Source organism: Paenibacillus sp. JL3B1040, assembly GCF_057063165.1.
Window position 1 is genome coordinate 1,211,739 of record NZ_CM169317.1, and the last position, 26,902, is coordinate 1,238,640.

At 57.0% G+C, this 26,902-nt stretch carries 18 protein-coding genes and 1 CRISPR repeat array (1 of these 19 running past the window's edge); of the genes, 10 read left to right on the forward strand and 8 right to left on the reverse strand.

Features of this window, described 5'->3' with window-relative positions; all coding sequences use genetic code 11:
- Positions 1–1,411: a CRISPR direct-repeat array (repeat unit 29 nt; unit sequence GTTTTATCTGAACGTAGTGGGATATAAAG); it begins 1,420 nt to the left of the window's first position.
- Positions 1,412–1,738: 327 nt separating this feature from the next.
- The 3 genes from ACZF99_RS05280 to ACZF99_RS05290 form a co-directional block, all read right to left on the reverse strand.
- The gene (locus ACZF99_RS05280) at positions 1,739–3,097 is read right to left on the reverse strand and encodes an IS4 family transposase (protein WP_483605564.1); all 1,359 of its coding nucleotides are present in this window, start codon (positions 3,095–3,097) and stop codon (positions 1,739–1,741) included.
- 168 nt (positions 3,098–3,265) lie between these two features.
- Positions 3,266–3,601, reverse strand: a complete 336-nt coding sequence (locus ACZF99_RS05285) for a type II toxin-antitoxin system PemK/MazF family toxin (protein ID WP_483609670.1) — start codon at positions 3,599–3,601, stop codon at positions 3,266–3,268.
- On the reverse strand, positions 3,598–3,900 hold the full coding sequence (locus tag ACZF99_RS05290; RefSeq protein WP_483609672.1) for an AbrB/MazE/SpoVT family DNA-binding domain-containing protein: 303 nt from the start codon (positions 3,898–3,900) through the stop codon (positions 3,598–3,600). The genes ACZF99_RS05285 and ACZF99_RS05290 overlap by 4 nt, the downstream gene beginning before the upstream one ends.
- Positions 3,901–4,068: 168 nt before the next feature.
- Here ACZF99_RS05290 and ACZF99_RS05295 point away from each other — a divergent pair, with 168 nt between their 5' ends.
- From ACZF99_RS05295 to ACZF99_RS05320, 6 genes are all read left to right on the forward strand, one after another.
- Positions 4,069–5,094 (forward strand): LacI family DNA-binding transcriptional regulator, encoded by a 1,026-nt coding sequence (locus tag ACZF99_RS05295; RefSeq protein WP_483609674.1) that lies wholly within the window; start codon positions 4,069–4,071, stop codon positions 5,092–5,094.
- Positions 5,095–5,475: 381 nt separating this feature from the next.
- Positions 5,476–6,891, forward strand: a complete 1,416-nt coding sequence (locus ACZF99_RS05300; protein ID WP_483609676.1) for an ABC transporter substrate-binding protein — start codon at positions 5,476–5,478, stop codon at positions 6,889–6,891.
- 182 nt (positions 6,892–7,073) lie between these two features.
- Positions 7,074–8,159 (forward strand): carbohydrate ABC transporter permease, encoded by a 1,086-nt coding sequence (locus ACZF99_RS05305; protein ID WP_483609678.1) that lies wholly within the window; start codon positions 7,074–7,076, stop codon positions 8,157–8,159.
- Positions 8,159–9,268 (forward strand): carbohydrate ABC transporter permease, encoded by a 1,110-nt coding sequence (locus ACZF99_RS05310; protein WP_483609680.1) that lies wholly within the window; start codon positions 8,159–8,161, stop codon positions 9,266–9,268. Before ACZF99_RS05305 ends, ACZF99_RS05310 begins: the two co-directional genes overlap by 1 nt.
- Positions 9,265–11,667 (forward strand): glycoside hydrolase family 65 protein, encoded by a 2,403-nt coding sequence (locus ACZF99_RS05315; protein WP_483609682.1) that lies wholly within the window; start codon positions 9,265–9,267, stop codon positions 11,665–11,667. The genes ACZF99_RS05310 and ACZF99_RS05315 overlap by 4 nt, the downstream gene beginning before the upstream one ends.
- A 311-nt stretch (positions 11,668–11,978) precedes the next feature.
- Positions 11,979–12,170, forward strand: coding sequence for a hypothetical protein (locus ACZF99_RS05320; RefSeq protein ID WP_483609684.1), 192 nt, complete (start codon positions 11,979–11,981; stop codon positions 12,168–12,170).
- A 179-nt stretch (positions 12,171–12,349) separates the two neighbouring features.
- Here ACZF99_RS05320 and ACZF99_RS05325 read toward each other — a convergent pair whose 3' ends face one another.
- The 4 genes from ACZF99_RS05325 to ACZF99_RS05340 all read right to left on the reverse strand — a co-directional run bounded on the left by ACZF99_RS05325 (position 12,350) and on the right by ACZF99_RS05340 (position 17,129).
- Positions 12,350–13,384, reverse strand: a complete 1,035-nt coding sequence (locus ACZF99_RS05325) for a Gfo/Idh/MocA family protein (protein WP_483609686.1) — start codon at positions 13,382–13,384, stop codon at positions 12,350–12,352.
- A 19-nt stretch (positions 13,385–13,403) separates the two neighbouring features.
- The gene (locus tag ACZF99_RS05330; RefSeq protein WP_483612547.1) at positions 13,404–14,510 is read right to left on the reverse strand and encodes a Gfo/Idh/MocA family protein; all 1,107 of its coding nucleotides are present in this window, start codon (positions 14,508–14,510) and stop codon (positions 13,404–13,406) included.
- A gap of 11 nt (positions 14,511–14,521) precedes the next feature.
- A complete protein-coding gene (locus tag ACZF99_RS05335) occupies positions 14,522–15,370 on the reverse strand; it encodes a sugar phosphate isomerase/epimerase family protein (protein WP_483609688.1) in 849 nt (282 codons plus the stop codon).
- A 595-nt stretch (positions 15,371–15,965) separates the two neighbouring features.
- Complete coding sequence (locus ACZF99_RS05340) at positions 15,966–17,129, reverse strand: Gfo/Idh/MocA family protein (RefSeq protein ID WP_483609690.1); 1,164 nt, start codon at positions 17,127–17,129, stop codon at positions 15,966–15,968.
- A gap of 332 nt (positions 17,130–17,461) precedes the next feature.
- Here ACZF99_RS05340 and ACZF99_RS05345 point away from each other — a divergent pair, with 332 nt between their 5' ends.
- The 4 genes from ACZF99_RS05345 (at position 17,462) to ACZF99_RS05360 (ending at position 21,165) form a co-directional block, all read left to right on the forward strand.
- Positions 17,462–18,289 (forward strand): helix-turn-helix domain-containing protein, encoded by an 828-nt coding sequence (locus ACZF99_RS05345; protein WP_483609692.1) that lies wholly within the window; start codon positions 17,462–17,464, stop codon positions 18,287–18,289.
- 219 nt (positions 18,290–18,508) lie between these two features.
- Positions 18,509–19,384, forward strand: a complete 876-nt coding sequence (locus ACZF99_RS05350) for an AraC family transcriptional regulator (protein ID WP_483609694.1) — start codon at positions 18,509–18,511, stop codon at positions 19,382–19,384.
- Positions 19,385–19,712: 328 nt separating this feature from the next.
- Positions 19,713–20,201: a low molecular weight protein-tyrosine-phosphatase gene (locus ACZF99_RS05355; protein ID WP_483609696.1), complete on the forward strand. Its 489-nt coding sequence runs from the start codon at positions 19,713–19,715 to the stop codon at positions 20,199–20,201.
- Positions 20,202–20,448: 247 nt separating this feature from the next.
- On the forward strand, positions 20,449–21,165 hold the full coding sequence (locus tag ACZF99_RS05360; RefSeq protein ID WP_483609698.1) for an ABC transporter permease: 717 nt from the start codon (positions 20,449–20,451) through the stop codon (positions 21,163–21,165).
- Between the two features lie 61 nt (positions 21,166–21,226).
- Here ACZF99_RS05360 and ACZF99_RS05365 read toward each other — a convergent pair whose 3' ends face one another.
- Entirely contained in the window at positions 21,227–26,683 is a 5,457-nt protein-coding gene (locus tag ACZF99_RS05365; RefSeq protein ID WP_483609700.1) for a S8 family serine peptidase, read from the reverse strand.
- Positions 26,684–26,902 lie beyond the last annotated feature (219 nt).

Genomic DNA, 26,902 nt, shown 5'->3' on the forward strand with positions numbered 1-26,902 from the left:
CATGCTCTTTCAGTTTTATCTGAACGTAGTGGGATATAAAGTAGCTTTGACGGCGAACGTTACCCCGACGGTAAATTGTTTTATCTGAACGTAGTGGGATATAAAGCGGTCAACTAACGTTTCGATGATTTTGACTTTTGTGTGTTTTATCTGAACGTAGTGGGATATAAAGTTGGAATCCCTCTCCCTCGCCGGGTGGCAGGTCCGGCGTTTTATCTGAACGTAGTGGGATATAAAGTGGAATACTATGACGCGGTGGTAATTAAGATCGGGGTTTTATCTGAACGTAGTGGGATATAAAGGAGTCAGCGTGATCGGCTTAATATCCTTGATTGCCTGGTTTTATCTGAACGTAGTGGGATATAAAGTACTTCTCAATTTCTTTTTTAAGCCACTTGGAATATTGTTTTATCTGAACGTAGTGGGATATAAAGTTATTTTTACAAGAGTGTAATATTAATGGGAACGGAGTTTTATCTGAACGTAGTGGGATATAAAGTGCTCTGCACACCGCTGGACATAAAACTTAAACCCTGTTTTATCTGAACGTAGTGGGATATAAAGTAGTATATCGGAAGCAACGAAGTCTAAACCTGGAGTTCGTTTTATCTGAACGTAGTGGGATATAAAGTTAAGCGCAGACGCTGCGATATCCGCCGTCATCGCAAGTTTTATCTGAACGTAGTGGGATATAAAGCTTCTAAATCAATTTCATACTGTCGATAAATTTCTACGTTTTATCTGAACGTAGTGGGATATAAAAAAAGATCCAAATCTGCCGCCAGCTTGTAAAATGCCTTGTTTTATCTGAACGTAGTGGGATATAAAGTACTGAAGAACTTTTAGAGCACTTAAAGCAAAGAGGTTTTATCTGAACGTAGTGGGATATAAAGTTGTCCTCTTTCCAGGCCGGAGCCTCCGTATACTGCGTTTTATCTGAACGTAGTGGGATATAAAGGTCCATAAGCCTGTCCAATTTCTCAACAGCAGAACGTGTTTTATCTGAACGTAGTGGGATATAAAGATGTACATCTGTGCCAGGTTACCGAGGTTTGCAAAGTTTTATCTGAACGTAGTGGGATATAAAGGACGAATTTAATTCATAATACGTTTTACCACACACCGTTTTATCTGAACGTAGTGGGATATAAAGGGCTTTATGGTTGGTAAGGGGATGGGATCGGGGGCGTTTTATCTGAACGTAGTGGGATATAAAGCTTGGAGGTTCTGCTGCGCTTGAGCGAGTTCTTCGGGTTTTATCTGAACGTAGTGGGATATAAAGCCGGACGGGAAAAAGTATGTTTCCAATTTTTTTTTGTTTTATCTGAACGTAGTGGGATATAAAGCCATATGCGGGTAGGAAGCTTTTGAACTGGCTGACAGTTTTATCTGAACGTAGTGGGATATAAAGGCCATTCGTCCAGTTTCCGTGTCAAGCGGTGAATCTCGTTTTATCCGAACGTAGTAGAATATATGACTTCCAATTCTTTTATTTTATCCCGAAAACGTGGCTTTATTTGAATGTAACAGGATGTGGAGAAAAGTTTGTACCGGGTTATGCGGTCTTGCTCGAGCAGTATTCCCGTCTCCCGGACCTCTTGCTTTACCTGAACCTTGGCAAAGGGAGGTCATTGTTTCGCTCAGCACCAGGTTTAGTTCCATCTCCTAAATCAGATAGGGGTAAAAAGTTTGGAACAGCTCCACCGGTTTTCGAGCTAGTCGGATTATAGTTAATTACTCAACTTTCGCAGCATGAAATCGGCAAGTAAGCCTTAATGTAGTTGGGCAAAGCAGCAATCCACTGCTGGAGTTGACGCTGAATGAGAGCCGAAAATTTCTTCCCGGCTTTGGTGGCGATCTCATGGATTAAATCGACCAGTTGCTGCAGGGCCAAGGCCCAATCTAGCGTACCGACTTCGTCGCAAAGCAAATAAAACAGACCACCGAACGAACGGGCGTCCGTACTTTGCCGATGCTGCCAAGCGAGCAGAATGTAGCGCGAAAACACAATGGTCGTGTGACTGATGAGCAAGTCGTAGGAACGGCCTTGAAATTCCTTTTGCAGCCGCAGCAGCGATTTGGTGCACTTGAAGAATACCTCTATGTCCCAGCGCATCCGGTAAATGCGGATGATATCCGAAGCCGCCAGGCTCAGGTCGGTGGAAAGCAGCGCCAGCCATTCGTTTTTCTTGGAACGATGGCGGACAAACACGATCACCACCGGGATTCCCGGAGCGAGCTGTGTTCGGATCAGGCGAAGAATGTTGCGGTTCTTCCCTTCGACACGCGGGGCCACGGCGTATAGTTCCTTCAGACTGAGCCGCTGCCCGTTTACGAGATAGCGCTTGTTGTCATTCTTGACCATGCCGATCACATGTAGCCCGCGACGGAGGATTTCTTGAACAAGCGGCGCATGCGTGAACCAACTATCCATCAAGGCGTACGAGGCCGAGATACCGGCTTTTAACGCACGATCCAGCATGGCTAAGATGACTTGCGGAGCCGAACCAAACGCTTCTTGCCGACGCTTGTAACCGTGACTTCGTTTGTCGATCCTGTCTGCCATTCCTGTGATGCCGGACTTTGCTGAACTCAGTAGCGCAAAGTCTACGGGGACGAACGAATGGCCGTCCGACCAGCCCGTGGTCAGCATGCGGAAGCCTTTGTAGAAAGCCCCTGTGGCATGATCTTTAAAGCGTGCCAGCATCTCCACGGCCTTGCTTCGGTTACGTTCAAACATGGAGTCGTCGAAGATGAAGGCCGTCTCCCGGCTGGACGAGGTCAGCGGTTCCATTCGAGCGATCGTGTCACCGCTGAGCGCGAGCAAAAACCGGCGCCAAGCATAACCGCTATGATTCAAGAAACGATAAACCGTGTCTTTACTCGGGAACCTTTCGCCTTTCTTGCTTTCCAAGAGACGGAACCAGTTTTTCTGATGAAACAGCAGGACAAACACAAGGCGGAATAGATAGGCGCACGTGAAGCCAAATTTCTTTTTGAAACCTGCGTCGCGCAAGTGTTTGAGCACCTTTAGTTCCTGAAAAGCAGGTTTGATTTCGTTTGGCAGTTGATCGAATGGTTGATTTTGATCTATCATAGAGAAGACACCTCTTCTGTGTGGTAGTGATTGCTAGTCACCTTCACTTTACCAAACGAAGCGGTGTTTTTCTATTTTTGTCAACCCAACAACCCAATTGACTTCAAACCTAAGCTACACGTACTGTTATACTATTTTTGACTGTGCGAAAGTTGAGTTAATTAAAAGTCAAGCCAAGATCGATCTCGCATTCCGTAAAATTTGCGTCATCGTCTCGGAGTCTACCGAAATGTGGTCGATGATTTGTATTTTGCGTTTTTTTATATCCAAGCTCTTCAACTGGTCCGTGAGAACAACGCCGCTAAATTGCAGGCCTTCGGGCAGGGGGACTTCAAAGGCATCATTTTTGGACTGGCTCGTGATGGGACAAACGAAGGCGAAACCGGTGAGTTCGTTGAACATCGATTCAGACAATACGATGGCGGGGCGACGTCCCGCTTGCTCGCGACCCGCTTGCGGATCGAAATCGAGCCATACCAGATCTCCGCGCGCAGGAATCATCAAATCAACTCATCTCCTTCGATACCCAGATCCACTTCCTCGTGCCGCGGGGAATCGGGTTTCATTTGACTAAGCAGTTTCTCCAAATGGGCCCGTAAATCTTGGTTGGACTCTTGAGGCTTGACGAGCGGGCGGAGCAGAATTTCGTTGTCAGGCGTAACCAAAATCTCCACTTCGGCGCCTTCTTCCAAATTGAGCCGTTTTATAATTTGGTTGGGGATGCGCACTCCCGTACTGTTTCCCCATTTGCTGAGCGTAGTGGTTGCCACCCGAATCAAATCCTCTCTTTTGTAATACTTCATATTATATCTCGCCCTTTCGTAAATGTATATACATAGGATATACATCATTCGTGAAAGGATACCTAATTTTTGAGGTCCAATATTGTAAGCGCTTCAAAAAACTATTGTCTTTCCGCATTTCCCCTGTTATAATCGCATTGAAAAGCTTTTCAAAAAGGAAAAAAAGCCATGACGAAAACCAAACCTACGATCCGCGACGTTGCGAAAAGGGCGGGCGTCTCCATCAGCACGGTATCGCGCGTCATGAACGCGCCGGATACCGTGGCGGAGAGCAAGCGGCAACGGGTGCTGGCGGCGATTCAGGAGCTGCAGTATCAGCCGAACGCCTTTGCCCGCGGTCTGATCTACAAGAAGTCTTTTACCCTGGGCCTGCTGATTCCCGATATCGAAAACATGTATTACGCGGGGATCATCCGGGGGGTGCAGGACGCCTGCATCAAGCTGGGCTACAGTCTGATGATCTGCAACACGGATCGCGACAAGCAGCGTCTGCTGTCGTACATCGATGCTTTTCACGAGAAGCAGGTCGACGGCATTCTCTTCGCCAGCGACAAGATGTTTCCGGAATATTACGAGAAACTGGTCGGCTGCCGCATTCCGTTTGTCATGGTCTCATCCCATTCGGACGAATACGCGATCCCTTGCGTTGAGGTTGACGACGAGGTGGCGGCTTACGACGCGGCCGCTTACCTGATTGAGCTGGGGCACCGGCAGATCGGCATGATCGGCTTCAATCACGACAACTCGATCTCCGGACCGCCGCGTTACGCGGGTTTTGTCCGGGCTATGACGGAATACGGGCTAACGTCCAATATCGCCAACGTGAAGTTTGCCAGCCATTATTTCGAGCATGCTTATCAGGCTGCGCACGAGCTGTTCACCGAACATCCCGATTTGACCGCCGTGTTTTGCGTCGCCGACGAATTCGCCATGGGCGCGATCTCGTATCTCAGGGACCGACACATCCTCGTACCGGGGCAAGTGTCCGTTGTCGGCTTCGACAATCACCGCATGGCCGGCATGTACATTCCGAAACTAACTACGATTGCCCAACCCATCTATGATTTAGGTTACCGCGCGGCGGAGAAGCTGCATGAACTGCTGACGACCGGCAGCGTAGCAAAACCTAGAGAAATCCTCCAACACAAACTCGTCGTTCGTGAATCTTCGCGGGAAAGAGCAACCACAATCTAACGGCGCTAACAAACACGCCAGAACTTGCGAGCCTGCTTGGTGCATCCGAATGGACGAACCGCCGCTAAATCATCTGAAAAGCTTTTCAAACCTCGGAACATTCAAACAGGGGAAGTCATACACTTATAGCAAAATGTAAACGCATTCAACGGCGGGGATAATATGCGTTTTTCTGAATACGCATTCTGCCTCGTTAGGGGTATCGCTCAACACCTTCATTGACATAGGGCGACTGCATATACTCGAAATAGGTTCAATCAGGGAGGTCGTTCGACTATTCCTGAAAAGCTTTGCAAGGAGGTGATTTGCCGGAAAGCGAGCTTTGTCAGCTAGACCTTCAGATGGTTTTTCACAAAAAATATCGAAGGGGATGTAGGGTCAATGAAAAAAAGATCAAAATGGGCTTCTATCCTGCTCGTTAGCGGATTATCGTTTACGCTTCTCCTCAGCGCCTGCGGCGGGGGGAACAATGCGGCAAACCACGAACCGGCGGCTCCGGCAAACAACGGAACGGAGCAGAACACGAACGAAGGTGCAGCCACGAATGATGCCGCCGGCACCGGCTCGCCGCTGGAGTTGGCGTTGAAAGGCGAATACAAAGGCACCAAGGTGACGATGTTCGGCCCGTTCGTTGATGCGGACCAGGTGAAATTCGAGACCAGCATCAAGGAGTTTGAGGAAAAAACCGGCATCGATATCCAATACGAAGGGTCCAAAGAGTTCGAGGCGACGATCAACGTCCGCGTGGACGGCGGGAACGCGCCCGACATCGCGGACTTCCCGCAGCCGGGCCTGCTGGCTGCCGTAGCCAAAACCGGCAAAGTCATCGATCTGACTCCTATTCTCGATCAAGAGAAGCTGAAGGGCAATTACAACCAAAGCTGGCTCGACATGGCGACGATGGACGGCAAGGACGGCAAAATTATGGCCGGCATCTGGAATCGCAGCAACGTGAAGAGCTTGGTATGGTATCCGAAGAAGCAGTTTGAGGAAGCGGGCTATACCGTCCCGCAAACCTGGGATGAACTGATGGCGCTGACGGAGCAAATCGCCAAAGACGGCGACACCGCTTGGGGCATCGGCATCGAAAGCGGCGCAGCCACAGGTTGGCCGGCAACGGACTGGGTGGAAGACATCATGCTCCGCACGACTTCGCCGGAGAACTATGACAAATGGGTTAAGGGCGAGCTGCCGTTCACTTCCCCTGAAGTGAAGCGCGCGGTGGAAAAGATGTCGGAAATCTGGATGAACCCCGATTATGTATATGGCGGAACGAAATCGATCGTTACGACGGCCTTTGGCGATTCGCCGGTTCCGATGTTCGATAATCCGCCGAAGGTATGGCTGCATCGTCAAGGCAACTTCATTACCAGCTTCTTCCCGGAAACCGCAAAGGTCGATGTAGACTATGACTGGTTCTACCTGCCGCCGATCGATGAGCAATATGGCAAACCGGTGCTGGTCGCCGGCGATATCTATGCGATGTTCAACGATCGTCCCGAAGTTCGGGCCGTCATGGAGTTCTTTACGACCGGCGAATCGATCAAAACTTGGGTGCAATCCGGCGGCGTGATCGCGCCGATGAACGATGCATCGCTGGACTGGTATGCCTCCGAGGCTGACCGCCGTATGGCCCAGCTCGTTCAGGAAGCTTCCACGCTGCGGTTTGACGGCTCCGACTTGATGCCGGGGAAAGTGGGCGCAGGCACCTTCTGGAAGGGCATGACCGATTACGTGAGCGGCACGGCCACGCTGGATGAAGCGTTGGCGCAAATTCAGGAGGGATGGAACAACTGAGCCTCGAACCCTTAAGTCGCTGCGGATGCGACAGTTAAGCACCGCCGGAGGGGCGCGCGAGCCGAAACGTGGGTTCCGGCGCTACGCCCCTCTTTTTATGAATCCAACCGGTTAAATCGGCCGGCAAGTTTTGTTCGAAGTCGATTCAGGAAGTAACGCTCACAATACTTTTAGGAGGAGTCATGATGAGTTCAGAGGCCAAGCGAACCGTCAGCCTAAGGGCCGTGCTCTTCACCCTGGTCGTGTTGCTCGCCAATACCGCCGGACACGGCCTGATCTTCCGCTTCTTCCGCGATTCGACGCTGAGCCCTCTGCTGACGGCGGTGTGTGCGGTTCTGTGGGGCGTGCTCGGCGTGTATTTTCTATTCTATACCTTTAACTGGGCGGTGGAGCAGTATCCGGAGCAAGTCAGGCGGAAGGTGCTGCCGTTTATTTTTATCGGACCGGCGGTCATACTGCTGGGATGGCTGCTGGTGCTGCCTGCGATCCGGACGCTTTACTTAAGCTTCTTTAACGCCTCGTCGGAGAAATTCGTCGGGCTCGCCAACTATGCGGCGATCTTCACCGACAAGCTGATGGGGACGGCGCTCCGCAACAATCTGCTCTGGGTGTTCCTCGGCACGCTCGCCTGCGTCACGCTCGGGCTGCTGATCGCCATCCTCGCCGACCGCAGCAGCTACGAGAGGATTGCCAAGTCGATCATCTTCATGCCGATGGCGATCTCGTTCGTGGCGGCGGGGGTCATTTGGAAGTTCGTGTACTATTACCAGCCCGGCGACCGGCAGATCGGCTTGCTTAACGCCATCGTCACCGCCCTGGGCGGGGAAGCACAGGCCTGGACCAGCATGCTGCAGCCGTGGAATAATCTGTTTCTCATCCTGATCCTGGTCTGGATGCAAACCGGGTTCGCCATGGTGATCTTCTCGGCCGCGATTAAAGGCGTCCCGGACGATATCCTGGAAGCGGCGCGCGTAGACGGAGCCGGCGAGATCAAAATTTTTTTCCGCATCATCATTCCGTTTATCTCCGCGACGATTCTGACGGTGACGACCACGATTATCGTGTTTACGCTAAAAATATTCGACGTCGTCATGGTCATGACAGGCGGACAATACGGGACCGAAGTGGTGGCCACGCAGTTCTACCGGCAGTTCTTTATGTACCGCAATTTCGGATACGGCTCCACGCTGGCGATCGTCCTGCTGATTGCCGTACTGCCGGTCATTTTCTTTAATCTGCGGCAGATCCGCAAGCAGGGGGGATTCTAATGGCGGGCAAGCATCCGCGTCCGGCAACAAACCGACGCAAACGCGGCAAAACGATCGTCAATCTCGTTCTGGGCGTCATCTGCTTCTTATGGCTCATCCCGACGCTGGGATTGTTGATCTCCTCGTTCCGGCCGGCGTCGGACATTTTGCAGACCGGCTGGTGGAACGTGTTCCCGCACCGGGAATGGACGAATGCGGAGACGATTCAGCTCTCCAAGGATATCGACCTGCGCGAGCCGATTGAGGTGATCGGGCAAACCTACAGCGACGACGAGCTGAAAGCCGGGGTTCTAAGCGGCGACCAGCGGCTGATTTGGGAAAACCGCCGGGCTCGCACCCTGAACGTGCAGGAGCAAGGCTGGGAGTTCAAGCCGGCGCTGACGCTGGAAAATTACAAAAACGTACTGTCCGGCAAGGAATACAAGCTGAAGCTGGCCGACGGCAGCGAATCGATCCAGAAAGGGACCGGGTTGTCCCAGGCGTTCTGGAACACGTTGACGATCGCCGTGCCGGCCACGGTGATTCCGGTGCTGATCGCTTCATTTGCCGCGTACGCGTTCGCCTGGCTGCGATTTCCCGGACGCAAAACGCTGTTCGCGGTGATCATCGCCATGCTGGTCATCCCGCTGCAGGTCGCGCTCATCCCGGTGCTCAAGGATTACACCGCGCTGGGCCTGAACGGCAGCTACCTGGGGATCTGGCTGGCGCATACCGCCTTCGGTTTGCCGCTCGTGACGTACTTTATGTATAACTTCATCAGTCAACTGCCGAAGGATTTGTTCGAGTCGGCCTTCATCGACGGGGCGAGCCATTTCACAATCTTTTCCCGGTTGATTCTGCCGTTGTCCGTGCCGGCGCTGGCCTCGATCGGCATCTTCCAGTTCCTGTGGGTATGGAACGATTACCTGGTATCGCTGATCTTCATCGGCAACCAGCCTGACGTGCAGGTGATGTCCATGAAAATCGCCGACCTCGTCGGATCGAGAGGCAACGACTGGCATCTGCTGACGTCGGCGGCGTTTATTTCCATGCTGATGCCGCTCACGATCTTTTTCCTCCTGCAAAAATACTTTGTCAGAGGGCTGATGGGAGGCTCGGTGAAAGGATGAACAAGCGGCCTTACGAGCATCCGGCGGCGCTGCATTCCCCGCGGGAATGGAGCCTGGTCGAGGATGCTTACGACGAGAAGGACAATCAGCGCAAGGAGAGCCTGTTTTCTCTGGGCAACGGGTACATCGGGATGCGCGGCTATTTTGAGGAAGGGTACCACGGGAAGGAAGGCGCCTCGGTGCGGGGCAATTACGTAAACGGCTTCTACGATACCGCGCCGATCCGTTATCCCGAAGGGGCGTACGGCTATCCGACCGAAGGTCAAGCGATGCTGAACGTGACCGACGCCGGAATCATCAAGCTGGCCGTGGAAGGCGAGACCTTCCATCTGAACCGGGGGCATGTGCGATTTTACAAAAGAGTGCTGCATATGCAGAGCGGCGTGCTGCATCGGCTGGTCGAATGGGAGTCCCCGTCCGGCCACCGCGTGCTGATTCATATCCGCCGCCTGGTATCGCTGACCCATCGGCATCTGGCTGCGATCCACTATGAGGTGACGGCGCTGAACTTCGCCGGCACCGTGGCGATCGGCTCGGCGATGGACGGGGACATCGCCGAGCCGGATGCGCCGGACCGGGGCGGGGACCCGCGCCTCGGGACGCGCCGCACGGAGCCCAGCCTCCTGTTCGAGGAGGCGGGGAGCGACGGGCGCGGCGGCGGCTGGCTGAAGCAGCGCACGCGGCACAGCCGCTTCGCGCTGCTGACGGCGATGAGCCACCGGCTCGCGCTGCCGCCGTCCGCCGCGTTCAGCCTGTCGGAGAAGCGGGACGGGGCGCGGCTGTCGGTGCAGTACGACGTGGCGCTGCGCCGGGGCGATACTGTCTCGCTGAGCAAATACATCAGCTATCACACGTCCCGGGACACCCGGGAAGAGGAGCTGCGGATGCGCAGCGAAGAAGCGCTGCGCCTGGCGGAGCGCCTTGGCTTCGACGGGCTGGCCGAGGAGCAGCATGCCTACCTGGACGCGTTCTGGAGCCGCGCCGACGTGGAGATCAAAGGCGATCCCGCGCTCCAGCAGGGGCTGCGGTTTAACGCGTTCGGCCTGCTGCAGTCGGCCGGACGCGACGGGCGGACCAGCATGGCCGCCAAGGGACTGACCGGCGAAGGGTACGAAGGGCATTATTTCTGGGACACCGAAATGTATGTGCTGCCCTTCTTTACCTTCACGACGCCGGAGATCGCCCGGGCCTTGCTGGAGTTCCGCTACCGCACGCTGCAGCAGGCGCGGGAGCGGGCGAAGGTGATGTCGCAGCGGGGCGCGCTGTATCCGTGGCGGACGATCGGCGGCGGGGAGAATTCCGCCTATTTCCCGGCGGGCACCGCGCAGGCGCATATTAACGCCGACATCGCCTACGGTATCCGCCAGTACGTCCGTGCGACGGGCGATGAGGAATTTCTCGTGCGGCAGGGCGCGGAGATCCTGTTCGAGACGTCGCGGTTCTGGGTGGACCTCGGCCATTACAATTCGGCCCGCGGCGGCGCTTTTTGCATCGACGGTGTGACCGGCCCGGACGAGTACACGGCGATCGTCAACAACAACGCCTACACGAACTTGATGGCCAGGGAGCACCTTCGGTATGCCTGCGAGACGGCGAGTTTGCTGCGCGAGCGATACCCTGCGGAATACGCCCGGCTTGAGCGGGAGATCGGACTCACCGAAGAGGAAATCCGCGAATGGCAGCAGGCGGCGGACAAGATGTACGTTCCGTACGATGAGGAATTGGGGATCTGCGCACAAGACGATACGTTCTTGTCCAAGCGGAAGTGGGATTTCGCCGGCACGCCGCCGGAGAACTATCCGCTGCTGCTTCACTACCATCCGCTTGTCATCTACCGTCATCAAGTGCTGAAACAGGCGGATTTGGTGATGGCGCTGTTTTTGCTGGGCGAGCAGTTTTCGATGGAGGAGAAAATCCGCAACTACCGTTATTACGAACCGCTGACAACGCATGATTCGTCACTGTCGCCGTGCATCCACAGCATCGTCGCCGCCGAAATCGGCGAACTGGAGGCCGCTTACGACTATTTCGGCCGGACGGTGCGGATGGATCTTGACGACGTGAACGGCAACGCCAAGGACGGACTGCATACCGCGGCGATGGCGGGCTCGTGGATGGCGGTCGTGAACGGGTTTGGCGGGATGCGGTTGACCGGCGGAGAGCTCGGTTTCCGTCCGGTGCTGCCTCCGCAATGGGGGAGTTGCCGGTTTAAGGTGATGCATCTAGGACAGCTGCTTGAGGTGTACTTCGATCGGGAGCAGGTCGTCTATACGCTGCGCGACGGGGAGGGCCTGGAAATCCGGCACGACGGGGAACGGTTGGCGATCCGACCGGGGGAACCCGTCCGGTGCCCGTTATCGGCAGTGCGCGAACCGGCCGGCGGCCACCTGGGAAACTAGCCGATAGGCAACGGCCGTGGCTTAAGCGCCAAACAGGCTGCCAGGTTGCCAATCTGAAACCCTATCGCGGGATCCGCATTTCTATCAATAACAGCACCTGGCGTGAGGCGCGCCGTGAACATAAGCGACCCCTTGGCATAAAACAAAGGGGATCGCTTTTTTGCGTGGCCGAAAGGAGGAAAAAAGAACTTAAGGCGTTTTGTACCCTTACGCGGCAACTTCTGCGGCTGTATGATAGGGAAGGATCAAGCAGGAATCATTTTACTAAGAATGGCGAATATTTACGGATGGCGAAAGGAGGTGAGTGCGTGATGTATATGAACAATTTGGACATTGCCAAACAGCATATCCGGGATCTTCAGAGCGAGCTGGACCGATGCAGGCTGGCCGAGCAATTCCGGCGCCGGGAGAGGGAGAAGTCCAGGACCAAACCGCCCAAGGTTCCCATCGGTTTCAACGCGGTGCTGAATTCCATCCTCGCCCGGATGAGAAGGCTGCTGTAACCCCGGGCCGAGTCTTCCGGCAGTTCCCCGAAACAAGATAGACCGCCCCTTGCAGAGGATACCCTTGCAGGAAACGGTCTGCTCTCTTCGAAACGTTGTTCCATTTTCGTTTTGTCTACGTCTCCCGTCTTTAGTCTGTTCACGGATTACCGCAGAACCGCCCGGTGCCGGCCTGTGTTTTATCTGGAGTCCCGCGTCCGGGAAGAACGGTACAGCTCCGCGATGAGCCGCAGCGTTTTGAGGCCTTCCTCGCCGTTGATCGCATAGCGTTTCCCTGTCCGGACATGGTCGTAGAAATCGGCGATCAACAGCCGGTGGCTTGAGCCCCAGTAGGATTTGCCGATGATCTTTCCCGAATCGTCGAGGTTTGCCGACGGCTCGCTGACCAGGCTTTCCCGGCCGTTCCGGATCAAATACAGACAGTCGCCCCGCTGATGCAGCGTGCCGTCTTCAAACACCAGCTCCAGTTCAACCGGGCTGTTGCTCAAATACGCATTGGTGGCGTAAAACAACCCGCGGACGCCGTCCGCAAACCGGATGCAGGCATGCGCCGTATCTTCCACTTCGATTGCGTCGCCAAGGGCGTCGGCAGTGACGCTTCCCTGCACGGAGACGATCTCTCCGCCGAACCACTGCAGCAGGTCGAGCGTATGGATCGCCTGGTTGATCAGCACACCGCCGCCTTCGGTCGCCCAGCGGCCTCGCCAAGGGCTTCCGGTATAATACGTCTCGTCCCGGTGCCAGGTGACGATGCCTTTAAGGCAGATCAGCTTGCCCAGCGTTTTCGTATCCAGGAATTCGCGGATTTTCCGGGACGAGGCGTTATATCGGTTCTGAAAAACGACGCCAAGCTGCGCTTCGCTGCGGCATGCTTCCTCCAGCAACCCCTCCGCCGCCTTCAGGTGATGCGCGAGCGGTTTTTCCGTCAGCACGTGTTTTCCGGCCCGAAGCAATTGCGCCGCCATCTCCGCATGCAGGTGGTGGGGCGTACATAGATGGACGACGCGGATATCGTCGCGCTCCAGCAAGGCAAGGTAATCGCTTGCGGCTTCGCAGGAGTACGCCGCCGCTGCCTGTTCCGCCCGGGAACGATCGCTGTCGACGACCATCTTCAGCTTCACGCCGTCCAACTGCTGCACAGCCCCGGCATGCAGGGGGAAAATCGTTCCGCAGCCGACGACGGCCGCGCCAATCGGTGCTTGCATCTTAAGCATCTTAAGGTCCCTTCCCGTCCTAGTAAGATGTGGTGATGCGAATCGCCTGCTGCTGGGCTTTCAGACAGAGCTCCGCCGCTTTGAAGGCGTGCTCCTGCGTCATGGCGTTCTCCGTGCGGTTCAGGCAATCGAGGATCAACTCGCCGAAGAAAGGATAGCCAACCTGCCCGCGCACGGCAAAATGCTGCTCGCCGTCCCGATTCACCAGATATACATGGTCGCCGTCCGCGTCCCGGGCAAGGTCGACGTATTTGCGCAGCTCGATATAACCTTCGGTGCCCAAAATGAATGTCCGCCCGTCCCCCCAGGTGCTGAGGCCGTCCGGCGTAAACCAGTCGACGCGGAAATACTGGGTCGCCCCGTTATCGCCAACCAGCGTCGCGTCGCCGTAATCCTCCAGCTCGGGGGTTTCGGGATGATGGTAGTTGGCCACCTTGCTGTGCAGCACTTCGGCATCCCGGCACCCGGTATAATACAGGAACTGCTCAATTTGATGGCTACCGATGTCGCAGAGGATTCCGCCGTATTTCTCCTTCTGAAAAAACCACTCCGGCCGCGAACCCGCATTCAGCCGGTGCGGGCCGAACCCGGTCACCTGCAGCACGCGCCCGATCGCCCCTTGCCGCACCAACTGACCGGCGTACACGGCGGATTCCACATGCAGGCGTTCGCTGTAATAGACCATATATTTGCGGCCGGTTTCGCGCACCTTCCGGCGTGCCGCTTCAAGCTGATCCAGGCGGGTGAACGGCGCTTTGTCGGTAAAATAATCCTTCCCGGCGTCCATCACCTTGAGCCCCAGCGGGCCGCGTTCCGACGGCACCGCCGCCGCCGCGACGAGCCGGACCTCGGGGTCGGCGAGCACCTGCTCGAGGCTGTCCGCCCGGGCGGCCAGCGGGAACTGATCCACGAACGCCTGCACTTTGGCCGGGTCGGGATCGTAAACCCATTTCAAGGTCGCTCCGGCTTCGATCAGGCCGCCGGTCATGCCGTAAATATGCCCGTGGTCCAGGGCCACCGCGGCAAACGTAAACCCGCCCGGCTTCACGACCGCATTCGGCCGTCCCTTGGGTGCATAGTTCATCCCGTCTTTCGCTTGAAAGGCAGCGGGCTCTTGTCGCTCCATCGTCATCGCGCTTACCTCCTTTCGTCGATAAACTCGGCAAACCGGTGCAGCATCTCTTTCGAGCCGAAGCGGCCGCTGAAATCTTCGATGCCGAGGTAGCCGTCGTAGCCGACGGATTTCAGGTCCTTGAGCAGTCGGCTGTAGTCGATCACACCGTCCGCCAGGGCCGACCATTCGCAGCGCCAGGCGGCCGTACCGTCCTCGCGCGTTCCGGTTTGCGACCAGGCGGCGTTTTTGACGTGGACATGGGCGAGATAAGGACCGAGCAACTGGAGGCCCATTTTGAACTGCTCATACCCTTCGTGCACCATGTTGCCCGGATCGTACAGCACGCCGATCTGATCGGGATCGCAGTGGCTGACCAGCCGATGGGCGAGGCCGGCGCTTGGCGCGATCGTCTGATGATGCGTTTCCACGACCCCTTTGACGCCGTACTGCTTGGCTAACCGTTCGGCTTCCTTCAGATAACGCACCGTTTTGTCGTACAGCTCGGGGTAAGGCGTCGATCCGTCGTAGCCGGCCGCGCCGACGCGGATCATCTTCGCGCCCAGCAGGCGGGCGACGGAGAATACCCGCTCGGTCTCCTCCAGGTCCAGCGCGTTCAGATAAGGCGTGATGCTGGCCACTTCAAGCCCCTCGGCTTCGGTGATGCGTTTGAAGCGGAGCAACTGCTCTTCCGTGGAAGACGGATCGATCGAGCACAAATTGTTGCGCCAATAGGACGGCTTCTCTCCGGCCGCCTCGGCGGGAACTTCCTTAAAGCGCCACTCCACGCCGTGGAGCCCGGCTTCCCGCGCCGCTTGAACCAGCTCCTCCGGCGTCAAATCCGGAGTGGATACGGTAAATACGGACAATTTCATGGGCTATCGCTCCTTTTTGAGGGGGAGCAGCATCGCTTGGCTTGGCTTAGTTCAGTTCAGCCCCCGCGCGTCTCGAATAAGGTGAAAAAATCACCCTATTTTGCGCAATCTCCCCCAGGTCTCGAAAATAAGAACAAAAAATAACTCTATTTGAGGCAAATGCGGTGATTTTGGCGGGTTATGATCGAAATAGGAACATAAAATCACCTTATTTCATCGAAAATGAGTGTTTTAGAGCAAATAAGGTGAAAAAATAACTCTATTCCTCGGCCGCGTCGGCAGTGGTAATGAAAGGCTACACTATCCCGGTCCTGGCCGCGCCGCTTAATGCGTGCCGCCACGCCCGACCGTAGCCGCGCCGCCTAATGCGTGCCGCCCCGCCCGCCCGGGGCCGCGCCACTTAATGCGTGCCGCCACGCCCGCCCGGGGCCGCGCCGCTTAATGCGTGCCCGCCACGCCCGACCGTAGCCGCGCCGCTTAATACGTGCCCGCCACGCCCGACCGTAGCCGCGCCGCTTAATGCGTGCCGCCACGCCCGACCGGTGTCGAGCCACTTAAAGCGTGCCCGCCACGCCCGACCGTAGCCGCGCCCCGCTTAATGCGTGCCCGACACGTCCAGCACCTTGCCGCTGCCGCCGTCCTTGCGGAACGAGGAGGTGCGGATCTTCTCCTGCAGCTTGGCGTAGAACAACTCCTCGTCCAGCGGCAGGTCCACCCAGTCGTCGGTCCAGGCGGACAGGTGCATGGCATTGGAGAGCGTCAGGCCGTGGATGCCTTCCTCGCCCGGGGCCAGCAGCTTCTCGCCGCGCAGCAGCGCGTTCGTGAAGTTCTGCAAAATCCCCTTATGCTGCGGTCCGTCGCCGCTGCTCACCGGGATTTCGCATTTCCAGCATTCCGGCTGGCCGAAGCCGCCGGTATATTCGGCGTTGAACTGCGGCTCGGGCACGCGCAGCCGCCAGAACGTGAGCTTGCCGTCCTCCACGACGATTTTGCCGTTGTCGCCGGACAACTCAAAGCGGTTCGTGCCCGGCGTTTCGCCGGTCGTGGTGACGAACAGCCCGGTGGCGCCGTTTTCGTATTCCACGTAGGCGGTTACATCGTCCTCCACCTCGATGTTGCGGTATTTGCCGAAGTGGCAAAACGCGCGAACCCGCGTCGGCATCATCCCGGTTGTCCACTGCCACAGGTCGAGCTGATGCGGATCCTGGTTCAACAGCACGCCGCCGCCTTCCCCGGCCCAGGTGGCGCGCCAACCGCCGGAGTCGTAGTAGCTCTGCGAGCGGTACCAGTTCGTGATGATCCAGTTCGTGCGGCGAATCGTCCCGAGCTCCCCGGACAATACGAGGTCGCGCAGCTTGGCGTAGAGCGGATTGGTGCGCTGATTGTACATGATGCCGAACTGCTTGCCGGACGTCGCGGCCGCTGCGTTCATCTCGCGTACGGCTTTGGTGAAGACGCCAGCCGGCTTTTCCACGAGTACGTGGTAACCGCTCTCAAAAGCCTGCACCGCCAGCGTCGGGTGATCGTAATGCGGCGTGGCGATCAGCACGGCATCCATCGCCCCCGAAGTGAACAATGCTTCCGGCGTGCCGAAGGCCTGCACCGTCTCCGGCAGATGTTCCTTCGCCCAACGGAGCCGCTCGGGGTTGGTGTCGCATACGGCGGTCAGCTCGGCGCCCTGAATCTCACCGCAGAGGCTCAGCGCATGGGACGTTCCCATATTGCCGATGCCGATGATGGCGAAACGTACTTTGTCCATTAAATCGCTCCCTGCCTTTCCCTTAAAGGTAGTTCAAGAATTCATCTTCGGAGTCCGGTCCCTGTCTGCATTCAATCTTCTCAGGGCTCCAAACCAAACTTCTTGAACCCTCTTTGAAATAAACATCCTGTCGGCTACATGCAGTCTTATCGCTCTTAGCTTAGCTTGAATCGAGAGGGTTGAGAATGGCACGAATTAAGACGGTTTTGCACAAAATTAAGGTGTATTGGATAAATGGGGATGCTACAATGAGAACAAAGACTACGGGAGTGAAAGGCTCCACAAGCGGCTTGGATGTGGCTTGCAAACCGATAAAAAGGAATGGGGAAACGATGAGTGAGATGGATCTGCTGATCGGGCGGCTGCCCGAGAGCTTGACCGTGACCGTGACGCACGCCCAACTGCGAGCCGGGTTTCCCGGCTGGAACCGGACGGAGCTGGCTCCGAGCTTCAACCGGCTGTATTTTATCGCGGAAGGGGAAGGGGCGGTGATCATCAACGGGGAGACCTATTATCCTCGACCGGGCCAGTTGATGATTATGCCGGCGGGGACCAGCCAGACGACGTATACGAACCCGGAACGTCCTTATACGCGGTATTTCTGCCATTTCGACGCCCAGGTGGGAGAATGGCCGCTGTTTCATGCCGGGAGCAAGCTGTACATCAGTGATGCCGGCAATCCGAAGTACGTCCGAGCCACCTTCGACGAGATGATCCGCCAGTTTCAGTCCGGGGGGCCATTTGCCGGGCTGCGCATGCAGGCTTGTCTGCTGAATTTGCTCGCCTGCTGCCTGGAGGAGGGCGGCTACCGCGATTATTTGAAGGATTATATGCAATTTACGGAACGCAACAAGCTGAGCGGCGTGCTGAAATATATTCAGGAGCATCTGCACGAGCCGATCGAAATCGAAACGCTGGCCGATATCGTGCATTTGCATCCGAACTATTTTATCCCCTATTTCAAAAAAATCATGGGCGTCACCCCCATGCATTACGTGCAGCGCAGACGGATGGAAGAGGCCAAGCGGCTGCTGACCTACACGGACGATAGCATCGCTGTCATCGCCGACCGGCTGGGCATGCAACTGGCGCATTTTTCCCGCCAATTCAAGAGCCACGCCGGCATTTCGCCTACCGCTTATCGCGCCTGTACGCGGTAGCCCGCTCCGCTTGAGGCCAACCGTTTTCCGCCGAACCGCCCGCTTCCCGCGTTTTAAATGTGCAGGGAGCGGGCTTTTTTGAGCTGAGCTCGGAACCGATATACTGATACCAAACCCATTTGGCCGCTACGGTCCGTAATCCCCGCAAAATCGGTGCGCGGAAAGTCGGATGAGTGCCGAGAACTCTTGTTATGCTGGGAACCAGAGGAGGCGCAAACGATGGATGTGCTGAAAAACATGAACGAGGCGTTGAACTACATCGAGCGGAAATTGACGGAGGAGCTGGATTATGGGGAGGTTGCCCGGATCGCCGTTTGCTCGGAGTATCATTTCAAGCGGATGTTTTCGTTCCTGGCCGGAATTCCGCTGACGGAATACGTCCGCCGCCGGAGATTAACGCTGGCCGCTTTCGAGCTGCAGCAAGGGCCGGTGCGGGTGATCGATGTTGCGGTCAAATACGGCTACGGTTCCGCGGATGCGTTTACCCGTGCGTTCCAAGGCCTGCATGGCATCACGCCGTCGGAAGCGAGAGATCCGGGAGCGCCGCTCAAAGCTTATCCTCGGATGGCCTTCCAACTCACCATACAAGGAGGAAGCGAAATGAATTATCGGATCGTGGACAAGGAGGCTTTTCGGATCGTCGGCCTGCACAAACGGGTACCGATCCAATTTCACGGGGTTAATCCGCATATTGCGGAAATGGCGCAAAGCTTAACCCCGGAGAGGATTGCCCAGTTGAAGGGGTTGTCCAACCTCGAACCGGCCGGGATGATCAGCGCGTCGGCCAACTTCTCGGAGGGGCGCATGGAGGAGCAGGGCGAGCTGGACCATTACCTTGGCGTGGCGACAACGCGGGCTTGCCCGGTCGGTTATGCTTCGCTGGAGGTGGCCGCTTCGACATGGGCGGTGTTCACCGCCGTCGGCCCGTTTCCGGAGACGCTGCAGAACGTTTGGGGACGGATTTATTCGGAGTGGTTCCCGTCCGCTCATTATGAGCTGGCCGAAGGGCCCGAACTCCTGCGGAACGAGAGTCCGGACACGTCGCTGCCCGACTATCGAAGCGAAATCTGGATTCCGGTGGTGCGCAAAGCCTAAAGCTCCGGTTGTTCTCCGGCTTCACCCGACAGATCGAGTTCAAGAAGTCGACTTTTCCGCACCGGGAAGGTTGGATGAAGCCCGGGGATGAGCAGCGGAGCGTAGTAGACGGATCAACGAGAGTAACGGAAAGCCCGGCTGAATTCAAGGTTCGACGTTGAATTGCTTCTTGACCAGCTTCGCAATCTTCTTGCGATTTAAGGAGGACACTCTCGGATGACTAGTCATTCTTAAATCTTCGAGAGATGACTTTTTGAACCTCCTATAGTACTATCTGCTAAAGAGAGTATAGTGTGTCGATAGGAGACAGGGAGGAAGAAAGAGAACCATGGATAACGACAAACGCAAAGTGGGAGTTTTATTTGTATGTCTGGGGAACATTTGCCGTTCGCCCATGGCGGAAGCCGTCTTTCGGCATCTGGTAAGCGAAGCCGGATTCAGCGAACGGTTTGCGATCGATTCGGCGGGAACCGGCAATTGGCATACGGGGAATCCGCCGCATCACGGCACGCGCCGTATTTTGGACCAGTACGGCATTTCCTATGAGGGGCTGAAGGCGCGGCAGGTCGCGCAGGATGATTTCTCCAAGTTCGATTATATCATTGCGATGGATAACCAGAATGAACGGGATTTGAAGGCGTTGGCCCGGCAAGCCGAGGCTCGGATTGTGAAGCTGCTGGATCTGGTGCCGGACTCGCAGTTGAAGGAGGTTCCCGATCCGTATTACACGGGGAACTTCGAAGAGGTTTACGGCCTGGTGCAGCAGGGCTGCGGCGCTTTGCTGGAGTTAATCCGGCGGGAAAAAGCGCTCGGCTAAGCCTAAGCTGGCCTGGGCGAAGCATAGCATAGCATAGCATTGCGTTAACCGTGATCCCCCCCAATCTATCTTGGGATAGGTTGGGGGGCTTTTCGCTATTCCGCCGAAAGGGAAATTGTTCTTGCCACACTCCCCAATTTGCGGTATGCTAATGTCCTTCTTTCCTATTCGCCTTGTCTGAAGTGGACGGGTCCGCCGTCCGGAGAGCGAACGATTTCGCTCTAAACATGCTTATCGGAGGTGTCAAATGATTCAAGCTGGGCTTTATTTCACCCTGGCTGCCAAAGCCTACGCCCGCAATGTGCAGTATCGCGGAGCCCACCTGGTGCACAATATCGCGAGCGCCATGTTCGGCTTCATGTATGCGTGCATCTGGATCGGGCTGGGACGCGACCACTCGCTGGGGAGCTACGGAACGCAAGGCATGGTCGCCTACATCGCCTTTACGCAGTCCGCTCTCTGGGTCACCAGCTTCATCACGAACGGACTCGGCATCGCGCAATCCGTCAGGACCGGGCAGATCGCCCTGGATCTGATGCGGCCCATTCACCTGTTCCCCCACGCGATGGCCAAGGAATGGGGGCAAATCGCTTATCAGTTCGTGTACAAATCCATTCCGATTTATCTCCTGTATTTTTTCGTCTTTTCCCTGCCGCTTCCGAGCGATGGAGCCGCCGTTCTGTTCACCGTCGCCGCCTTGCTTGGAGCCTCCTATTTATCCATCTGCATCAATTATCTTATCGGAATCAGCGCCTTGTGGACCACCGAGTCGTCCTGGTTGTATTGGGGCCATCATGCGCTGGTCAATTTGCTCGCCGGCTTCTTTATTCCGCTCGAATGGCTGCCCGGCTGGCTCGAATCCTTCGCTTGGCTTACGCCGTATCCTTATTTGCTGTATGTGCCGACAACGTTATATCTCGGAAACGGTAGCGTCTCCGCGTTATGGGGAACGGTATTTTGGTGATCGGCCCCAAACAACATCAACCGTTTGGGGCCGATCTGTCTCCGGAGCGAGTCCGGGGATTTTAACGGATCACGATTTTATGAACCGCCGTGCTTTCGGCGCCGTCGTCATCGGTCACCGTCAAAGTGACGGTATATCCCCCGGCGGCGGAGAAGCGATGCTTGACCTTGGGGCCGAGCTCCGTGCCGCCGTCGCCGAACGACCAGCTGTAGCGGACGATGCGGCCGTCGGCATCCGAGGAGGCCGATCCGTCAAAGTCGATTTGCTTGTTCTTGGCCGCACGCTCCACCGCATCGATTACGGCAACCGGCGGGACGTTCGGGGTGTTCCCGGGATCCTCTCCCGGATCCTCCCCGGGGTCCTCGCCCGGCGCGCTGACGAACAAGCGGCCCGGCGCCTGGAAGTCGCCGCGGTTCCCCGCCGCATCGCGAACCGTGACCACGATCAGGCCGCCTTCCAGTACAAGCGATGCGGGCGTCGTATACGTTCCTTCATAATGTCCCGGCGCCGTTTCCGTCATCGGGATCCCGCTGCCCGTACCGCCGGTTAACGACAGCGGCAATTCGACGCGGAACGAAGCCGCAAGACCCGGAACGCTGTCAAAGGATACCGCCAGCGCTTCTCCCGCTGTCAAATGCACATCCTCTATCGGCGATAGATTGGCGATCTCCGGCAGTTCGGTATCCACGTATACGATCCGGGTGACCGTCGTTTCGTTCCCGGCGAGGTCCGAGGCGGTAACGGTAATCCGATTCTCGCCGGCATCGATCAGCATGCGGTACGCAAATGCGCCGCCTTCCAGCGGAACCTCCTGTCCGTTGACGGTCAGCTTGCTCAGGAACTCGTCGATCGCGGAACCCGTTACATTCAGCACTTCCGTATTCGTGCGGAAGCCGTCCGCGGGCGATACCACCTCCAGTTCCGGAGCGGCGGTGTCCAGCGTAATCGTGACCGGCAGCGAACGGTCCGTTGTTTTCCCGTTCACGATCACTTCGGCGGACAAGGCGTTGGCTCCATCGTGAAGCTCGATCGGCAGGCTGAATTGTCCGTTTTCGACCGTGGTTTCGCCCGCCAGCTCGGTGCCGTTGTACACCTTAACGTCGGCGGCGTTGGCCGGCGAAGTTCCGGTCACGGTGAAGGCGGATTGATTCGTATAAGAACCGTCCGCCGGCGCTGTAATAACCGGCGCGTTCACCGGATAACGCACGATGGCGCGGATCATATAGTTGCCATCTTCCTCGTCCGTCAAGCTCCATGCCCCGTTGATTCGATTCCAACTGCGATGGGCGTTCGGGCCGGTTTCGTCGGTGGCGAGCCCCGGAGCGCTCGTTCCGGCCAAGGTTTGAATGTATACGATGTAGAAGTCGCCTTCGACGGTGACCGGATCCGGCAGTTCGAGTACGGTCCATTGGTCATTGCGCAGCGCGGTGCCGTCAAACGGACCGGCCAATACCCGTCCGGGCGCCCCATCGGGGCCCGATGCGTCGTAAACGGCATATTGGAAGGCGGTGCCGCCCGGAACCGGCCATTCGGTGTTCCAGAACCGGATCGACGCGCCGGTGACTTGCACCGCGCCGGCATCCGGCGTCATGCGAACGGCCCAGGCGTTGTTTGCCGCGTTGAAGGCCCAGGCGTTCTCCGCCGTGCCGTCATCGTAGGCGATTTCGCCCGGCAAGCCCACGAAAGGCTTGAGGGCTAACGAGCCGTCGGCCGTTCCGTTCGGCGGTACCGTAACGGTTAGCGTATTCCCGTAATAATCGGCCGCTCTAACCGACAACGTGTAGGTGCCTTCCAGCACCTCTACCGAGAAGCGGCCGTCCGCGCCGGTGATTTGAGGGGCGATGGTTGCATCTTCAAGCACCATCACCGCAGCACCATCGATCGGCTCTCCGGTGCGTTCATCGGTGATCGTTCCGCTGAGGATTCCCCTCGGAATCGGCTGCAGGCTAAAGTTGACCTTGGCGTTTGTCCGGTCGGCGATGGTCACTTTCGCCGTTTGCGGATAATATCCGTAGGCTTCCGCTTTCAGCGTGTAATCCCCGGCTACGTGGTTCAAGCTGTACCGTCCGGTGGCGGGATCGGTCTTCACCGAGCGCCCGGTTTCCAGCACCGACACGGTTGCGCTGGCCGGCAGGCTGTTGATGCCGATGTCGCCGGCAGGTTCCGCCTGCTTCACCAACTGTTCGTATTCGGTTTTGCTGGTGCGGATCAGCTTGTAAGCGGGCCCGGATTTCGCCGCCTTGTCCGTTTTTGTACCTGCTTCGCCAAGCACGTTTTTCGTTACCCGTGACTCCGGCGCATTTGCGCTTAGCACTTGAACGTTGTCGATGTACCAGCCGGATTTCACGACGCTGCTGTCCGTCTTTAAACGGAACCGCACTTGGACTTGTTCTCCGGCGTAAGCATCGAGATTATAGTAGACCGGGCTCCATTGCTTGCCGCTGGTGCTGTGCGAGAATTTGCCCAGCTCATTCCACGCGTTTCCGCCGTCGGAGCTGATTTCCACATAACCGTAATCGTAATTGGTTTCCATTTCGAACCATTGATCATACAGCAGGGTGGCATGATCAACGCCGCTCAAATCGATCGCCCGGGACACGAGGGAGGCATCTGCTCCATTTTCGTAGCTGTTGTCGAGGTCGGTTCCCCAAACGTTCGGCGCGGAGACGGCGCTGGCCGGTCCGGGTTCCACCGGGGTGCCGCGTTCCCATTCGTCCCGCGTGCCGCTGTGCGCCCAGCCGTTGTCGCCGCTGCCGTCGAAGTTGTCGCTGAATACCGTCGCCGGACGGACGACCGTCAGCTCCAGCTCGTTGGATTTGGCGCTTTCGTTGTCGCTGTAATCCGTAGCGGTAACCGCGTAATAATAAGTATGATCCGTTTCGGTCGCCGCGTCGGTAAATTCCGTCTGGACGGTTGTACCGATCGCTTCATAGCCGGATCCCGACACGGTCGAGCGGTACACCGTGTACAGCTTCACGTCCTCATCGGCGGAAGGGGACCAGGACAGCTCGGCGCTGCCGGCGAAGTTCACGGAGCCGGTCAGATCGGCGGGGGCCGCAGGCGCAGTGGCGTCGGGGGCCTGCAGGGACAGGTCGTCCAGGTACCAGCCGGCCTTCTGTACGGAGCCGTCGCTGCTTAGTCCGAACTGCAGGTAAATCTGTTCGCCGGCATAATCCCTCAGATCCAGGTATTGCGTTCGCCAACCGCCGCTCGTTCCGGTGAATTCCGCCAGCGGCACGAAGGCGTAATCGGTGTCCAGGGAAGCGACATATACGGTGCCGAAATCGCGGTCTGCTTCCAAGTCATACCAATGTTTAAAAGAGAGCAGCGCCCCTTGCGGACTATCGGTCAAATCAATGGGCGGCGTCAGTAGATACGAGTCGGCGCCGGAAGCGTAGCTGCCGGTCAGATTGCTGGCGTACACCTTTTCGCCGGAATGAGCGCTGCCCGGTCCGCTGACCGGCGTTCCCCAGGCCCAGGTGTTTCCGGTTCCGCCGGACATAAATCCGGTGACATCGGACTCGAAATCCTGCAAATAACCGGGCGCGATGCCGGTCGATACCGTTACGGTGTATGGCTTGCTGTCAAACCCGTTGTTGCCGTAGTCGTTCACGCGAATGTAGTATTCAAGTCCGGCCGTCCCGATGAGGAAGGCGGGTACGGTTGCTTCATATCCGCCATCCTTTTCGTTCCCGGAAACCCGTTTGGCCGGAAGATATAAATAATGGCTGGTTCCTGTTTCTTTGGCGTAAAACTCGACCGACGTGACGGCAACGTCGTCGCTTACGCGGGCGGATAACGTTACATCGAAGCCTTCATATACTAAGGTAGGCGGCGTATGCTCCAGGACCGGCTCGTCCAAGTCTTCTCCGCCGGTCACCACGCGCCCGGAGACCATGCCGACCCCTTCCAGCACGGAGCCGACGGCGTCCAGTGCATTTACGATGCCGTACCCGTACCCGTTATTGGGGGCCGCCTCATATTCGCCGTCCGTCCGCGGCGTGGCCGTGTGGGTCAGGATGTCCTCCAACTGGTCCACCGTGAGGGAGTGGTTGGCCTGCAGCAACAAGGCGGCGATCGCTGTCGTGTGCGGCCCCGCCATCGAGGTGCCGTTCCAGCCGCCCTCGTAGGCTCCGCCGGGAACGGAGGAGCGAATGTTCACCCCCGGTGCGGAAACCTCCGGTTTAATTTCATCGTAAGGCGAGGGTCCCCGCAAAGAGAAATCGGCCAAATTTCCGCCGATGTCCGTGGCGCCGGTGGCGAACGCTTCGGGATAGTTGGCCGGTGCGGCTACGGAGCCGGGACCGCCGGGATTGAATTCATCGACGTTGCCCGCCGAAAACTCGGGGAAGATTTGCGCGCTTCTCCAAGCCTGCACGATCGGGCGGAACCATTCGTCGATGCCGGGGCCACCGCCCCAGGAGTTGTTGACCACATCGGGAGCCAGCTCCGGATGAAGATTCCCTTCGGCATCGATCGGGGCCAGTAGCCATTGGCCGCCATCCAGGATGATGGCATCCGTGGTGGAGGGGTTAAAGATCCGCACCGCGATCCACTTGGCCCCAGGTGCGACGCCGATCCGGTTCGAGCCGTCCGGCTCCGAGCCGACCATCGTCCCCATGGTGTGCGTGCCGTGGCCGTGGCTATCCGTCGGCAGCGAAGCATGGCTATGCGGATCGTACCAACTGAGCTCGGGATCGACGACATTGCCCGAGGCATCGAATCCGCGCCATTTGCTTCTCAAGGCCGGGTGATTGTACTCGACGCCGGTATCGAGGTTAGCCACTACGATGCCGGTGCCGTCGATGCCCCTATTCCACACCTCGGGGGCATTCACCTGGGCAATATTCCACTCGACGCTGCTTGGCGTAACATCCGAGGTCTGCTTGCCGGTGTCGGTCTCGGCAGCCGTCTTTCCGTCAGCAGGTTGCGCGGAAGGCGTCTCAACGGCAGGCCGCGTTGCCGGTTCTTGATGGATTTCGACCTTTTGCAGATGACGTTCTTCATTCGGAAGGATCTTCTCCACTTCAGGGAAAAGGGCGATTTGCTCCAGTACCTCTTTTGTACTTGTCACCGCCATGGCATTTACGATAAAGTAGCTTTTGTAGTCCTTCACCTCTCCGGATTCCCGGGCTTTCCGCAAATATTCGTCCAGTGCGAATTGGGTGCGGGAGGCCGTCTCGCGCAATGCGCTGACAACGGAAGTCCGGGCGGACAGCTTGGCGGCGGAAGGAGTAGCTTTCTCCAACGTGGCTTTCTGGAGAGCCAGCTTGGCGACCGAGGCCGTATCGGTTTGTTCTTTGAGCTTGACCAGGTAGGTGACGAAGTCGTCCTGCTTAAACTGAGTCTGCAATTTGGCGTCGATTTTGGCTTCAACCACGTGGGGCGCGGTCGACTTCAGGCTGCTTTTTCCCGTAACTCCACTGCTGTCGGCGGAGGCGACGGGGACGAGGGTCAACGCAAGAAGGATCGACATGCCAAGCGAGAAAGATTTGCGAAATCTCTTGAGACTTATCAACTTCTTCACTCCCTTTATGAGGTTTTAAGATCCAGCAAAGATCCATTGGCGGCCGCCCGGAGAAACATTCAGCAAAGTCCGGGTACATTATGCCTGGTAACGAATGGAGCGAGCGTCCCTTTGTTCATCACCTCCTTAATCGAAGTCAGTTGATGCAAATGCGGGTAAGCCATGATGGATGAGAAGCTGAAAGCCGGATGCGGAGTGAGAGGTAACACG